Source organism: Sandarakinorhabdus oryzae, assembly GCF_009733735.1.
In the GTDB taxonomy this organism is placed as follows: domain Bacteria; phylum Pseudomonadota; class Alphaproteobacteria; order Sphingomonadales; family Sphingomonadaceae; genus Sandarakinorhabdus; species Sandarakinorhabdus oryzae.
The window spans coordinates 1-15,335 of the sequence record NZ_WNJP01000061.1; the positions used below are offsets into that span (position 1 = coordinate 1).

Genomic DNA, 15,335 nt, shown 5'->3' on the forward strand with positions numbered 1-15,335 from the left:
CGCCAGGTCGGCCAGCTCGCGGCCGGCGGCCGCACGGGCTTCGGCCAGCAGCGCGCCCACCGTCAGGCGGCGGCCCGCCAGCTCCGGTGTTGCAGCATTGCCTGTCTCGTCTTCGGCCATCTGGACGACCCCTCCGTTTTCCGGGCCCGTTTCTTTGGTGACTTGGCCCAGTCCCGCCGGCCAAGTCAATCGGCCACATCCACCACGGGGTCCCGCCGCTGTGCCGCAGTGCAGCGCAAAGCCGGGCCACAAGCTTGCCGAAACGTCGCCCTTGGACTATGGGCGCAGCCGATCAACCGGTGCCTGCCGGTGCCGCTACCCTCTCCCCGTCAATCGGAACCCCCGCATGTCCACCCGCAACATCGCGATCATCGCGCACGTCGACCATGGCAAGACCACGCTGGTCGACCAGCTGTTCCGCCAGTCCGGCACCTTCCGCGATAACCAGCGGGTGGCCGAACGCGCCATGGATTCCAACGACCTGGAAAAGGAACGCGGGATCACCATCCTGGCCAAGTGCACCAGCATCGAGTGGCCAAGCGCGAGCGGCGAATCCTATCACATCAACATAGTCGACACGCCCGGCCACGCCGATTTCGGCGGCGAGGTGGAGCGTATCCTGTCGATGGTCGATGGCGTCATCCTGCTTGTCGATGCCGCCGAAGGCCCGATGCCGCAGACCAAGTTCGTCTGCGGCAAGGCGCTGGCGCTCGGCCTGCGGCCGATTGTCGTCGTCAACAAGATCGACCGCCCGGATGCGCGCGCCAGCGAAGTGCTGGACGAGGTGTTCGATTTGTTCGTGACGCTGGAAGCCAACGACGACCAGCTCGATTTCCCGGTGCTCTACGCCTCCGGCCGCGGCGGTTATGCCGGGCCGACCGACGATGTGCGCTCGGGCGACCTGAAGCCGCTGTTCCAGAAGATCGTCGATCATGTGCCGCCGCCCAGCGGTGATCCGGAAGCGCCGTTCCGCATGCTGGTCTCGCTGCTGGACCGCGACAATTTCCTTGGCCGCATCCTCACCGGCCGCATCATGTCGGGCACGCTGAAGGTCAACAGCCCGATCCACGCGCTCAACCCCGACAACAAGGTCGCCGAAATCGGCCGCGCCTCGAAGATCTTTGCCTTCCGCGGCCTGGAACGCGTCGCCGTTGAAGAAGCCGTGGCCGGCGACATCATCGCCCTGGCCGGCCTGACCAAGGCCACAGTGGCCGACACCATCGCCGAGCAGAGCGTGACCGAGGCGCTGGCCGCCCAGCCGATCGATCCGCCCACCCTGTCGATGACCTTCAGCGTGAATGACAGCCCCTATGCCGGCAAGGATGGCAGCAAGGTCACCAGCCGCATGATCGCGGACCGGCTGGCCCGCGAAGCCGAAGGCAATGTCGCTATCCGCATCACCGAACTGCCGTCGAAGGATGCGTTTGAGGTGGCCGGTCGTGGCGAACTGCAGCTGGGCGTGCTGATCGAGACGATGCGCCGCGAGGGCTTCGAGTTGTCGATCAGCCGGCCGCGCGTGATCTTCGGCACCGATGCCGACGGCAAGCGCACCGAGCCCTATGAAACCGTCGTCATCGACGTGGACGAGCAGTTCAGCGGCACGGTTGTCGAGAAGATGGCCCAGCGCAAGGCCGAGATGACCGACATGCGGCCCAGCGGCGGCGGCAAGACCCGCCTCACCTTCTCCGCCCCGTCGCGCGGCCTGATCGGCTATCATGGCGAATTCCTGTCGGACACGCGCGGCACCGGCATCATGAACCGCCTGTTCGAGAAATATGGCCCCTTCAAGGGCGCGATTTCGGGCCGCCTCAACGGCGTGCTGATCTCCACCGACAATGGCGAGGCCGTCGCCTATGCGCTGGGTTACCTGCAGCCGCGCGGCACGCTGATGATCGCGCCGGGCGAGGCGGTGTATCAGGGCATGATCATCGGCGAGAACGCGCGTGAGGAAGATCTCGAGGTCAACCCGCTGAAATCCAAACAGCTGACCAACTTCCGCGCCAGCGGCAAGGATGATGCCATCGTGCTCAGCCCGCCCAAGAAGCTGACGCTGGAACAGGCGATCGCCTACATCGACGAGGATGAGCTGGTGGAGGTGACGCCCAACCACATCCGCCTGCGCAAGATCCACCTCGATCCGCACGAGCGCAAGCGCGCCAGCCGGGCGCGCGCCGCAGGCTGACGGCGAATTCACTGGTGTCTCGCAACAGCGACGTGCAGTCGCTGCTGCGACAATGGAACAATTGTGGGCCGGGGCGGATGCGCCTAGGCCCGCTATCCCATTGTCCCCATTGGCCGCAGCGGGCCAGGCTTACGCCCGACCGGCGCAGTCCTCGAGCTGGAGTTTCCCACGATGACTGCCATTTATGACGATGATGCCCCGATGGATGCCCCGGCGCCAGCGGATTTCGTCACGATCCCGCAGGCCGAAGCCGAAGACGCGATCCGCACGCTGATTCGCTGGACCGGCGACGACCCCACCCGCGAAGGCCTGCTCGACACGCCCAAGCGCGTCGCCAAGGCCTGGCGCGAGTATACCAAGGGCTATGCCGAGGATCCCGGCCTGCACCTGTCGCGCACCTTTGCCGAAGTGGGCGGCTATGACGAGATCGTCATCCTGCGCGACATCCCGTTCCAGTCGCACTGTGAGCACCACATGGCGCCGATCATCGGCAAGGGCCACATCGCCTATCTGCCGCGCAGCCGGGTGGTCGGCATCTCCAAGCTGGCGCGCGTGCTGCACGGCTATGCCCGCCGCCTGCAGGTGCAGGAACGGCTGACTGCCGAAGTGGCGGACTGCATCCAGCAGCATCTCGATCCCGTCGGCGTGGCGGTGGTGATCGAGGCAACGCACGCCTGCATGAGCGCGCGCGGGGTGATGACGCCCGGCGTGGTGATGACCACCAGCCGCATGATGGGCGTGTTCCGTGACGACAACAGCAGCCGTTCAGAAGTGCTGCGCTTGATGGGAAAAGGCTGACCCGGCCCTGTCATAGGGGTTTGGCGAGGCTTGCGGCCGTGCGCTGACAGGGCCAGCTTACGGCCATGATCAGCGCAATTGCCTTGCTGCTGCTGGCCGCCCAGGAACCGCCGGCGCCACAAGCCGCGACCGGCGCGGACGTAGTGGTGACGCCGGACAAGGGCAACGCCGGCGATTCCCTCGGCCGGGCCGCGACGCGCCCGCTGCGCGATCTCAACCTGATGAGGCCGAAGATCGCGCCTGACCTGGCCGAAATCATGGCCAATCCCTATGACATCCGGGCGCTGCGCACCTGCCGGGCGCTCAACACCGAAGCGAACCGCATGACCATGCTGGTTGGCCCCGATGTCGATGACCCGGCACTGGCCGACGCCAAGGGCCGGACCCCGGCCGAGAAGGTGCTGGATACGGCGGAGGGCATCACCGGCAGCCTGATCCCCGGCCAGGGCATCATCCGCGAGCTGACGGGCGCCAACAGGGCCGCCCGCCATGCCGCGGCGGCGCGACTCGCCGGGCAGTTGCGGCGCAGCTACATCAAGGGCGCGATGAAGGCGCGCGGGTGCAAGCTGGTGCCGCCACCGCCGGCGCCGGCGAAGTAACCACCGGGACCATTTGCCCGAATCCCCCGCCGCCTGTATTCGGGGCGGCTTTTTCAACTGGGGGCATCGCCCGATGACGGCCGCACCGGCCACGACTGACGAAACAACGGGCCACGGCCTGTCGGCGCTGCTGACTCTGGCAGCGCCGGTTGTCGCGTCGCGTCTGGGCATCATGGCGATGGGGCTGGTCGATACGGTGGTGGTGGGCCGGCATTCGGCGACCGAGCTGGGTTATCACGCGCTCGGCTGGGCCGTCACGGGCGTGGTGCTGACCACCGCGCTCGGCCTGCTGTCGGGCGTGCAGGTGATGACCAGCCAGGCGATCGGTGAAGGCCGCGAGGCCGATACCGGTGCAATCCTGCGCCGGGGCCTCGCCTATGCGTTGTGGATCGCGGTTGCGGCGGCAGTATTTCTGGCGCTGGCCGGCGGGCCCATGCTGCAGGCCTTCCAGCTGGCGCCGGGGCTGGCGACAGGCGCCACGCCCGTGCTGCAGGTGCAGGCGGTCTCGCTGATCCCGATCATTGTCGCTGATGCCGGCCTGTTCTGGCTGGAAGCCCATGGCCGCGCCCTGCCTGGCACCATCGCCATGTGGCTGGCCAATATCGTCAATCTGGCCGTCAACCTGTGGCTGGTGCCCGGCGGCAACATGCTGGGTGTCGAAGGCGCCGCGGCCAGCGCCTGGGCGACCTTTGCCAGCCGCGCCTTCCTGCTGGTGGTGCTGGCCTGGGTGATCCTGGGCTGGCGCCGCGCGCGCGAACTGGGCGTGCTGTCGCCGGCTCCGCGCGATCCGGCGGCGTTCCGGGCCATGCGCCGGGTCGGCTATGGCGGGGCGGCGAGCTATTTCATCGAGAGCCTGGCCTTTTCGGCGATGGCGATCTTTGCCGGCTGGATCGGTGCCAGCGCCGTGGCGGTGTGGGCGGTGGTGATCAACGTAGCGGCGCTGATCTTCATGGTGCCGCTGGGGCTGTCGGTGGCGACCAGCGTGCTGGTCGGCCGGGCCTATGGCGCGCGCGACCGGCAGGCGATGCTGCAATCGGCCGGCCAGGGCTTTGGTGTCACCACGGTCGTGCTGATGCTGGTGTCGCTGGGCGTGTGGCTGTTTCCCGACGCGATTGCCCATGCCTATTCGCGCGATGCCGCGGTGATTGCCGGCATTGCCAGCGCCATGGTGCTCTCCAGCCTGTTCTTCGTTGCCGATGGCCTGCAGGTGGTGGCGGCGCAGTCGCTGCGCGCCCGGTCCGACATCGTGATGCCAACGGCGACGCACCTCGTGTCCTACGTGGTGGTGATGATGCCCTTGGCCTGGTGGTGGGGCGTGCACGGCGGCGGCGGTGTCGATGGCCTGATCTGGGCGATCATCCTGGCCAGCGCGCTGTCGGCTGCGCTGCTGTGGGGGCGGTTCGTGGCTCTGGGCCGGCGTCCGCTGTCTTTGGCGCTCACGCCGCCTGCCGCACCACCCGCTTCGCCCCCCGCCTGATTTCAGCCGCAAGATCGGCCACATAGGGCTCGAAATTCACCTGCATGGTGTGGCGGCGGCTGGCGTAATAATGGCCCTGGTAGCGTTTTTCCTCGGCGATGATGGTGGCAGCCATTTCATCGGGTGATGGCAGGGCGTAGCGGCCCGACAGCCAGGCGACGAGCAGCTTTGACTGTTGCTCGGCGAGGTTGACCAGCGTCGGCAGCGTCTGCGCCAGGCCCATGAACCACAGGCCATGCAGCGCCGGATCGGCCTGCACCATGCGCTTGTAGAGCGGGATATGGTTGTCGGTCACCTTCGCGTCGTCCGGCGACAGGAACGGGACATCGATGTTGTAGCCCGTTGCGCAAATGATCGCGTCCAGCAGCTCGCGGCTGCCATCGGTGAAGATCACCCCGTCGCCGTCCAGCCTGGCGATGGCCGGCTTCACCGTGATGTCACCGCTGCCCACCCGGGTCAGGAACTCGCCGCTCACCGTCGGGTGGGCGTCGAGCGGTTCGTGATCGGGGGTGGGCAGGCCATAATCCTCCATGTTGCCCACCAGGCTCTTCACCTTGCGGCGGCCGATCCAGCGCGCGATTGGGAGCGGCAGCCACGGCGGCGCTGCCTGCTTGTCGGCGGGGATGCCGTTGAAATATTTGGGCAGCACCCACACCCCGCGCCGTGTGGAGACGAAGCATTTTTCCGTGATGCTGCGCTGGCCCAGTTCCGAGGCGATATCGACGGCGCTGTTGCCCAGCCCCACCACCATCACCCGCTTGCCGATGAGGTTGAGCGGCTCGAACGGGGTGCGATAATCATGGGCGTGGATGATCTGGCCGTTGAACGAGCCCTCCCACACCGGGCGGTTCGGGCTCCAGTGATGGCCATTGGCCACCACGACGGCGCGGTAGGCGTTCGTGCCCTTCTTCGTCGTCACATCCCAGTTGCCATCGGCCCGCCGCGCCACCTCGGTCACCGGCGTGTCGAACTGGATCAGTCCCCGCAACCCGAAGTGATCGACATAGTCGTTGAAATATTGGGCGATCAGGCTGTGGTGCGGGAAATCCGGCCAGTCCGCCGGCACCGGAAATTCCTCGAACTGCAGCCGCCATTTCGAAGTGTCGATGTGCAGCGACTGGTAGGCGCTGCTCATGCCGTTGGGGTTGTTGTAGGCCCAGTTGCCGCCGATCCTGTCAGAGGCCTCGAACCAGTCGAACGCGATGCTCTCATCGCGCAGGCGCTTGGCCGTGGTGAAGCCGGAACAGCCGGCACCGATCAGGGCAACGGGAAGCAGGCTCATGCGCTGCATCCTACGGCCCCGCCGCCGCGCTGCCACCTCTCGCTTTGCATACGAATACCTCGGCCGGCGCCATTGCCGGCCTCGCGCGTGCATGGCACCTCAGCAAAAAAGGGGATGGGCGATCATGGCAGGTGATGTGTTCGCGCGCGGCTTGGCCGGCGTCGATTGGGCGGTGATCAGCCTTTATGCCCTTGTTGTGATCGGCCTTGGCCTGTGGGCCGGGCGGCGGCAGGCCAGCGGCACCGATTTCTTCCTGGCCAGCCGCGACAGTTCGTGGCCGGTGATCGGCCTGTCGCTGCTGGCCTCCAACATCTCGTCGGCCACGCTGATCGGGCTGGCCGGTGCGGCCTATGCCAACGGGATCGCCGTCTACAATTATGAATGGATGGCCAGCGTCATCCTGGTCTTCTTCTGCATCTTCTTCCTGCCGTTCATCCTGCGCGCCCAGGTCTACACGATGCCGGAATTCCTCGAGCGCCGCTTCAGCCGGGGCACGCGCGCCTATTTCTCCGGCCTCACCATCTTCCTGAGCGTGTTCGTGGACAAGGCCGCCACCCTCTATGGCGGCGCGCTGATGCTTTCCCTCATCTTCCCCGGCGTGCCGCTGTGGCAGATGATCGTGGCGCTGGCGGTGTTGGCCGGCATCTACACCATCGTCGGCGGGCTGAAGGCGGTGCTGTACACCGAAGTGCTGCAGGCGGTGATTCTGCTCGGTGCCGCGGTGGTGCTGTCGTTCGCGGCGTTTGATGCAGTGGGGGGCTGGGATCGCATCATCGCCACCGTGCCGGCGTATAAATTGTCACTGATCCGCCCGATCGATGATCCGTCCGTGCCGTGGACCGGCCTTCTCACCGGCGTGCCGATCCTGGGATTCTATTTCTGGTGCACCAACCAGTTCATGGTGCAGCGCGTGCTGTCGGCCCGCAACATCGATCACGGCCGCTGGGGCAGTCTCTTCGCGGGCCTGTTGAAGCTGCCGGTGCTGTGGCTGATGGTGCTGCCCGGCACCTGCGCCATCCTGCTCTATCCGGCGCTGAAGACGCCCGATCTCGTCTATCCCACCTTGATGTTCGATCTGCTCCCCAACGGCCTTCTGGGCCTGGTGGTGGCGGGCTTCCTGGCGGCGATCATGTCGGCCACCGCCTCCACCTTCAACTCGGCCGCCACCCTGTTCACCATGGACTTTGCCCGCCACTGGAACCCGGATCTGGACGGCAAGAAACTGGTGCTGACCGGCCGGCTGGCAACGCTGGTTTTCCTGCTCATCGCCGTCGTCGTCGCACCGCAGATCGAACGCTTCGGCAGCGTGTGGCAATATCTGCAAGGGGCGCTCAGCTATACCGCGCCGCCCATCGTCGCCGTGTTCCTGATCGGCCTGTTCTGGCCGCGGGCCAACGCGCGCGGGGCCAGTTGGGCGATCGGGGCCGGGCTGGCGATGGGCATCGGCCTGTTCCTGGCCATCAACGTCACCGGCAGCCTGAAGATCCACTTCCTGCACGTGGCGCCGATCCTGCTCCTAGGTTCGGCGCTGGCGATGGTGGTCGGCTCGCTCACCGCGCCGCCGCCGCCGCCCGAAAAGACCGCGGGCCTGTTGTGGAATCGCGGCTTTTTCGATGCCGAAACCCGCGAACTGGCGCACACCCCGGCGTGGGCCAATTATCGTTATCAGGCCATCACCCTGTTGATTGCCACCGCCGTGATCGTGTGGCGCTTTGCCTGATCGGCAGATGAGGGTGATGCGCGCTTGCCGCCGAACACCGGCCACATCATGCTGGGCGGCAGCGCGACAGGAGGGGCGGGCATGAGAGACGACAATGTGCGGCGCGTCTGCATTGTCGGCGGCGGCTCCGCCGGCTGGATGACAGCGGCCGCCCTGGCGCGCACCCTGCCGGCCGGGGTAGCGATCGAATTGGTCGAATCCGAAGAGATCGGCACGGTTGGCGTCGGCGAGGCCACCATCCCGCCGATCAAGCTGTTCAACCAGATGCTGGGCCTGAACGAGGCCGCGTTCGTGCAGGCGACGCAGGGCAGCTTCAAGCTGGGCATCGAGTTTGTCGGCTGGGGCCAGGCCGGGCACCGCTATTTCCACCCGTTCGGCACCTATGGCGCTGATTTCGACAGCGTGCCCATGCACCATTGGTGGCTGAAGCAGCGCGCCGCGGGCGACCTGACGCCGCTGGATGACTATTCCATGGCCTGGGTGGCAGCGAGGGCCAGCCGCTTCGCGCCGCCCGCCACTGACCGCCGGTTGGTGCAATCAACCTTCGATTACGCCTATCATTTCGACGCCGGCCTTTATGCCCAGGCGCTGCGCCGGCTGGCCGAGGGGCTGGGCGTCACCCGCCATGAAGGCCGCATCACCGCTGTAGCGCGCGACGGCGAGACCGGCCATGTCACCGGCGTCACGCTGGCCGATGACCGCATGGTGGAGGCGGAATTCTGGATCGATTGCTCCGGCTTCCGCGGGCTGCTGATCGCCGAGACGCTGGAAACCCCGTTCATTGACTGGACCCACTGGCTGCCCTGCGACCGGGCGCTGGCGGTGCCGTGTGGCCATGCCAATGGCACGGATGGCGACAGCTTCACACCCTACACCCGCTCCACCGCGCACGCGGCCGGCTGGCAATGGCGCATCCCATTGCAGCACCGCATCGGCAATGGCCATGTGTTTTCCTCGGCCTTCATGGGCGAGGACGAGGCGGCGTCCATCCTGATGGCCAATCTCGACGGGCCGGCGCTGGCCGATCCGCGCCTCCTGAAGTTCACCACCGGCCGGCGTGCCCAGGCCTGGACCCACAATGTCGTCGCCATCGGACTGGCGGCGGGCTTCATGGAGCCGCTGGAATCGACTTCGCTGCACTTGGTGCAATCAGGGATCATGCGACTGCTGGCGCTGTGGCCAACGAGGGCGATGGACGCGCTGGTGCGCGACGAGTTCAACCGGGTGACGGCGACAGAGTGGGAGCGGATTCGCGATTTCCTCATCCTCCACTATCATCTGAACACGCGCGATGAGCCACTGTGGCGGCAGTGCGCGACGATGGCGATCCCCGCCACGCTGCAGCACAAGATCGATCATTTCCGCGCCTTTGGCCGCACGGTGTCCGATGGGCCGGAACTGTTCCTCAACGCCAGCTGGCTGGCCGTCCACATCGGCCAGTTCAACCTGCCCGAACGCTATGACCCGCTGGTGGACAGCCGCGCCGCAACCGTGGACGGGCCGCGCCTGCTGGGCGGGTTGGCGCGGGTGATGCGCGAGGCGGCGGCGGAAATGCCGACCCATGCCGCCTTCATCGCGCGGCACTGCGCGGCGCCAAAGGCGGCCTAGCTCGATCCCCTTACCACCAGCCGCACCGGCAGCGCCGGAGGGTGCAGGTCCTCGCCGCGCAGCAGGGCAATCAGCGTGTTCACCAGCGTCTCGCCGGCATGGCGGGCATCCTGGGCGACGGTGGTGAGCGGCGGGCTGGTCAGGCTGGCAGCGGGCTGGTCATCAAAGCCCACCACCGCCACGTCCTGCGGCACGCGCCGCCCGGCATCGGCCAGCGCACGCATGGCGCCGAGCGCGATGAGGTCGCTGGCGCAGAAGATCGCATCAAAGGCCACATCGGCCAGGATCAGGCTGCGGGCAGCGGCATAGCCATCTTCCTCGCTGCTGTGGCCCGACCGCATCAGGGCGGTGTCGGCGGTCAGCCCAGCCTCGGCCAGCGCCAGCCGCCAGCCCTCGCTGCGATCGAGAAACTCCGGCGCGCCTTCGGTGGTGGTGCCGATGAAGGCGATGCGGCGGCGGCCGCGTTCGATGAGGTGGCGCGTGGCGGCCAGCCCACCGCCCAGATTGTCGCTGCCGATGGTGGAGCCGAGCTGGCCCGGGCGCAGACTGCCCCAGCGCACGAAGTGGGTGCCCTGTTCCACCAATTGCTCCAGCCGCGGCAGATATTCGAGATAATTGCCATAGCCGAGCAGGATAAGACCATCGGCCTTGCGCGCGTCCTCATAATCCATGTGCCAGTTGCCCGAAAGCTGCTGGAAACTGATCAACAGGTCATAGCCGTTGCTGGCACAGGCCCGGGTGATCGAACCCAGCATCGACAGGAAGAAGGGATTGATCTGGGTTTCGCCCGGTGCCGGATCCTCGAAGAACAGCAGGGCCAGGGTGCGGGTGGCCTGGCGGCGCAGGTTCGAGGCGTTCTTGTCCACCTTGTAGTTGAGCGCTTCGGCGGCGGCGAAGACCTTGGCGCGGGTATCGGCCGAGACTGACGGATTGCCGGACAGCGCCCGCGAAACGGTCGGCTGCGACACCCCGGCGAGGGCGGCAATGTCAAAGGATGTCACGCGCCGCATCGCGTTTGGCCAGGCTCCCCAACGGTGACGGCCCGGTGATTTCCGGCGCTCATGTCTGTGGGCGTGACGATAGCGTGACATTTATGACACGTGAATACGTATGTCCGTCCCTGCGGCCATATTGCGCCGTCTGTGTCCCCTCCGTCACAACAGTCAGGCCAATCTGCCGCACCCCATGAGGGGGCCGAACGACGGCTGGGCGGCTTTGCTTTTGGGGGATTGTCATGCGATTCAATGCTCGCTCCGCACTTCTGGTTGGCACTGCCAGCCCGCTGCTGCTTCTCGCTGGCCCGGCGCTGGCGCAAACCGCTGCCGCTGCGCAGCCGGTCGCTGCCGAGGCCGACCCGGCCGAGGAAACCATCATTGTCACCGGTTACCGCCGCTCGCTGCAGGCGGCCCTGACCAACAAGCTGAACAGCGACCGCATCATCGAGTCGGTGAGCGCCGAAGACATCGGCCGCCTGCCCGACAACTCGATCGCCGATGCCATCGCCCGCCTGCCCGGCCTGACCACGCAGCGCCTCAATGGCCGCAGTCAGGTCATCTCGATCCGTGGCTTTGCGCCCGACTTCTCGTCCACCCTCCTGAATGGCCGCGAACAGGTCACCAATGGCGACAATCGCTCGGTGGAGTTCGACCAGTATCCGGCCGAAGTCATCAACCAGGTGCTGGTCTACAAGACGCCGGACGCCAGCCTGGTCGCCCAGGGTCTTTCCGGCACGGTTGACCTGCAGACCATCCGCCCGCTGTCGTACGGCAAGCGCGTGATCTCGGTGGGTGGCCGTTGGGAATATACCGACAATGGCCGGCTCAACACCGGCTCCAAGCAATATGGCTGGCGCGGCTCGGCGCTCTATGTCGACCAGTTCGCCGACGGCAAGGTGGGCGTGCTGCTGGGCATCAGCCACATTGATTCGCCAACCCAGACCGAGCGCTTCAACGCCTGGGGTTATCCGAACATCGGTCCCAACGGCAGCCCACCTGCCGTTATCGGAGGTTCCAAATCCTATGTGGACAGTGTGCGGCTGCAGCGCACCGGCGTCACCGGCGCCCTGGAATTCAAGCCCACCGATGAACTGACCATCGCGGTTGACGGCTATTACAGCAAGTTCAAGGAAGACCAGATCCTGCGCGGCATCGAACTGCCGTTGCAATGGTCCGCCGCCCAGCTGCAACCCGGCTATCAGACCGCAAACGGCCTGGTGCAGAGCGGCACCTTCAATGGCGTCAAGGGCGTCGTCCGCAACGATCTCAACAAGAAGGATGCCGATCTCTATTCGGGCGGCGTCAACCTGAAGTGGGAGAATGATGACTGGCAGGTGATCGGCGACGCCAGCTACAGCCGCATCGACCGGTCGGAACTGGTGCTGGAAACCTATTCCGGCACCGGCCGCAACGCGCTGGGCGCCACCGACAACCTGGGTTTCACCATGACCGACAAGGGCGCCATTTTCCGCCCGACGCTCAACTATGGTGACTACAACCTGATCCAGCTGACCAGCCCGCAGGGCTGGGGCGGCGACGTGCCCAACCCCGGCGGCCAAGCGATCATCAACGGCCAGGATGGTTATTACAACGACCGCAAGATCAAGGATGAGCTCTATGCCTTCCGCGGCCAGGTCGAGCGCAAGCTCGATGGCCCGATCAGCGCCATCCAGGCCGGCGTCAACTATACCCATCGCGAAAAGAACCTGGCCCCGGATGAATATTTCCTGGGCCTCAAGGGCAACACCGATGGCTTGACCAGCGTGCCGATCCCGACTGCGTTGCGCCTGGCACCGACCAACCTGACCTATCTCGGCCTCGGCCCGATGGTCAGCTACGATCCGATCGCCCTGCTCAACAGCGGTGTTTACAATTTCGTGCGCAACCCCAATGCCGATGTGAACACCAAGGGCTGGACGGTGCGCGAGCAGGTGATCACCGGCTGGCTGATGGGCAAGATCAATGCCGATATCGGCACTGCCAAGCTGACCGGCAACTTTGGTGTGCAGGTGGTCAATGTCGACCAGAGTTCGACGGCGCTTGTCTCGCAGGGCAACGCCAACTCCGGCGTGACCTCGGCCGTGCGCACCATTGGCGCCAAATATACCGACGTGCTGCCCTCGGCCAACCTGTCGCTGCGCCTGCCGGAGGACTGGGTGGTGCGCCTGGGTGTTGCCCGCCAGCTCGCCCGTCCGCGTCTCGACGACATGCGCGCGGCCGTGAACTATAATTTCAACACCAACGTCAGTGGCAATGTCACGCCGTGGAGTGGCAGCGGTGGCAATCCGCAGCTGCGGCCTTGGCGCGCCAATGCCATCGACCTGTCGGTGGAAAAATATATCGGCGGCAAGGGCTATGTCGCGCTGGCCGGGTTCTACAAGGACCTGAAGAGCTATATCTATGAATTTGCCCAGCCGTTCGATTTCACCGGCTTCCCGCTGCCGGCCGGCGTGCCGGAACCGGCGACCCGCCAGGGCTTCGTCACCCAGTGGATCAACGGCAACGGCGGTCAACTCTATGGCGCCGAACTGTCTGGCCAGCTGCCGTTCAGCCTTCTCACCCCGGCGCTCGATGGCTTCGGCCTCAACGGCTCTGCTGCCTGGACCAAGAGCAAGGTCGCCCCGTCGCCGGGTGCCAGCCCCGATGATCTGCCCGGCTATTCGCGTTGGGTCACCAACCTGACCGGCTATTATGAAAAGGGCGGCTTCTCAGCCCGCGTCTCGATGCGCTCGCGCTCGTCGTACCTGGGTGAGCTGCGCGGCTTCGGCGGTGGCAACACGCGCCGCCGGGCTGCCGGTGAAACCATCATCGACTCGCAGCTCAGCTATGAGATCCAGTCGGGCAGCCTGAAGGGCTTGACCCTGCTGGCGCAGGGCCAGAACCTCACCAACGCGCCGTTCAAGACCTACGACGGCGCGCCTGACCGGATCATCGATTACCAGCGTTACGGTCGTCGTTTCCTGGTCGGCGTCAACTGGCGCTACTGATGCTGCCTTGAAGGCGGCCGGCGGCAGGACCATCCTGCCGCCGGCCAGCATTCTGGCGGAGCCTGTTTCATGTCCCCTGCCCCCACCCGTCAGCTTGTCATCGCCGGTGGCGGCACCGCCGGCTGGATGACAGCAGCGGCCGCCGCGCGCTTCCTGGAGGCTGGCTGGCGGATCACGCTGGTCGAATCCGATGCGATCGGCACGGTGGGCGTGGGCGAAGCCACCATCCCGCAGATCCGGCTGTTCAACGCCGGGCTCGGCATCGACGAGAATGAATTTCTCGGCGCCACGCAAGGCAGCTTCAAGCTGGGCATCGAGTTCGTCGACTGGTTCCAGCCCGGCCAGCGCTATCTCCACAATTTCGGCGAGGTCGGCCGCGGGCTGGGCCTGGTGCCGTTTAACCACTGGTGGGCCGCGGCGCGCGCGGCCGGTCAGGCCCGCGACTATGGCCACTACAGCCTGAACGAGCGCGCCGCACGCGCCAATCGCTTCGACCGCTTTGCCGGCGATGCAACGCTGCCGCCCCTGGTGTGGGCCTATCATTTCGATGCCGGGCTCTATGCTGCCTTTCTGCGCCGCCGCGCCGAGGCCAAAGGCGTGGTTCGGGTGGAAGGCCGCATCGCCCGGGTGGAGCGTGCGGGCGAGACGATCACCGCGCTTGTGCTGGACGATGGAAGCCGGATCGCCGGTGACCTGTTCGTCGATTGCAGCGGCTTTCGCAGCCTGCTGATCGGCGAGGCGTTGGGCAGTGGCTGGCACGACTGGTCGCATTGGCTGCCCTGCGACCGCGCCGTCGCCGTCCCATGCGCAAACACCGGCGATTTCACTCCCTACACCCGCTCCACGGCCCGGCCCGCTGGCTGGCAGTGGCGCATCCCGCTGCAGCATCGCATCGGCAATGGCCATGTCTTTGCCTCGGCCCACATGAGTGAGGACGAGGCCACCGCCATCCTGATGGCCAATCTGGATGGTGAGCCACTCGCCGAGCCGCGCACGCTGCGATTCCAGGCCGGGCGGCGGGACAAGGTGTGGATCGGCAACTGCTTTGCCGTCGGGCTGTCGGCCGGCTTCCTCGAACCGCTTGAGTCCACCTCCATCCATCTCATCCAGTCCGCCATCGCGCGGCTGTTGAAGCTGTTGCCGGGTGATGCTGCGCAGATGGCGGTGCTGGCCGCCGAGGCCAACCGCGAGGCGGCGCGCGAGATGGAATGGATCCGCGACTTCATCATCCTCCATTACAAGGCCAACCAGCGGCAGGACTGGCCGTTCTGGCGCATCGCCGCCGATATGAAGGTGCCCGTGGAACTCGCCGAGCGCATGGCGCTGTTTGCCGCCACCGGCCGCATCCGCCGCGACCACGACGAGTTGTTCACCGAACTGGCCTGGAGCCAGGTGATGATCGGCCAGGGCCTCAGCCCCGCCACACACCATCCGCTGGCTGACGGATTGTCGGCCGACGATCTGGGTGGCTTCCTTGGCCTGATCGATCGTGCCATCAGCGGCGCGGTCGCCGCCATGCCCAGCCATGCCGACTTCCTCGCCCGCCACTGCCCTGCCCCGCGAAAGGCCGCCTGATGCGTGTCGCTGCTGCTGTGTTCGCCGTGCTGGCCGCAACCTCCGCGCTGGCGGCTGCGGCCGCGCCCGCGCCTGTTCCTGATGCCGCCACCCTGGCGGCCGTGCGCGCGCG

10 protein-coding genes are annotated in these 15,335 nt (G+C 66.3%); 8 read left to right on the plus strand and 2 right to left on the minus strand.

Translation table 11 applies throughout. The features are described from left to right. Positions 1–346: 346 nt before the first annotated feature. The 4 genes from typA to GJ693_RS07945 all read left to right on the plus strand — a co-directional run bounded on the left by typA (position 347) and on the right by GJ693_RS07945 (position 5,056). On the plus strand, positions 347–2,182 hold the full coding sequence (typA, locus tag GJ693_RS07930) for a translational GTPase TypA (RefSeq protein ID WP_156255780.1): 1,836 nt from the start codon (positions 347–349) through the stop codon (positions 2,180–2,182). Between the two features lie 201 nt (positions 2,183–2,383). Further along, positions 2,384–2,980, plus strand: a complete 597-nt coding sequence (folE, locus tag GJ693_RS07935; protein ID WP_235902739.1) for a GTP cyclohydrolase I FolE — start codon at positions 2,384–2,386, stop codon at positions 2,978–2,980. Positions 2,981–3,045: 65 nt separating this feature from the next. Beyond that, positions 3,046–3,579: a hypothetical protein gene (locus GJ693_RS07940; RefSeq protein ID WP_156255782.1), complete on the plus strand. Its 534-nt coding sequence runs from the start codon at positions 3,046–3,048 to the stop codon at positions 3,577–3,579. A gap of 73 nt (positions 3,580–3,652) precedes the next feature. Further along, complete coding sequence (locus GJ693_RS07945) at positions 3,653–5,056, plus strand: MATE family efflux transporter (RefSeq protein WP_156255783.1); 1,404 nt, start codon at positions 3,653–3,655, stop codon at positions 5,054–5,056. Here the strand turns inward: GJ693_RS07945 and GJ693_RS07950 are convergent. Then, positions 5,016–6,338 (minus strand): flavin-containing monooxygenase, encoded by a 1,323-nt coding sequence (locus tag GJ693_RS07950; RefSeq protein WP_156255784.1) that lies wholly within the window; start codon positions 6,336–6,338, stop codon positions 5,016–5,018. The two genes, GJ693_RS07945 and GJ693_RS07950, sit on opposite strands and share 41 nt — an antisense overlap. Positions 6,339–6,462: 124 nt before the next feature. Between GJ693_RS07950 and GJ693_RS07955 the strand changes: the two genes are divergently transcribed. Together GJ693_RS07955 and GJ693_RS07960 are read left to right on the plus strand one after the other, a co-directional pair. Continuing rightward, on the plus strand, positions 6,463–8,058 hold the full coding sequence (locus GJ693_RS07955) for a sodium:solute symporter (RefSeq protein WP_156255785.1): 1,596 nt from the start codon (positions 6,463–6,465) through the stop codon (positions 8,056–8,058). A gap of 81 nt (positions 8,059–8,139) precedes the next feature. Next, positions 8,140–9,666, plus strand: a complete 1,527-nt coding sequence (locus GJ693_RS07960) for a tryptophan halogenase family protein (protein ID WP_156255786.1) — start codon at positions 8,140–8,142, stop codon at positions 9,664–9,666. Here the strand turns inward: GJ693_RS07960 and GJ693_RS07965 are convergent. Further along, complete coding sequence (locus tag GJ693_RS07965) at positions 9,663–10,676, minus strand: LacI family DNA-binding transcriptional regulator (protein ID WP_156255787.1); 1,014 nt, start codon at positions 10,674–10,676, stop codon at positions 9,663–9,665. The genes GJ693_RS07960 and GJ693_RS07965 overlap by 4 nt on opposite strands. Before the next feature lie 224 nt (positions 10,677–10,900). Here GJ693_RS07965 and GJ693_RS07970 point away from each other — a divergent pair, with 224 nt between their 5' ends. Further along, complete coding sequence (locus GJ693_RS07970; protein WP_156255788.1) at positions 10,901–13,648, plus strand: TonB-dependent receptor; 2,748 nt, start codon at positions 10,901–10,903, stop codon at positions 13,646–13,648. A gap of 69 nt (positions 13,649–13,717) precedes the next feature. Beyond that, positions 13,718–15,223, plus strand: coding sequence for a tryptophan halogenase family protein (locus GJ693_RS07975; protein WP_156255789.1), 1,506 nt, complete (start codon positions 13,718–13,720; stop codon positions 15,221–15,223). Positions 15,224–15,335 lie beyond the last annotated feature (112 nt).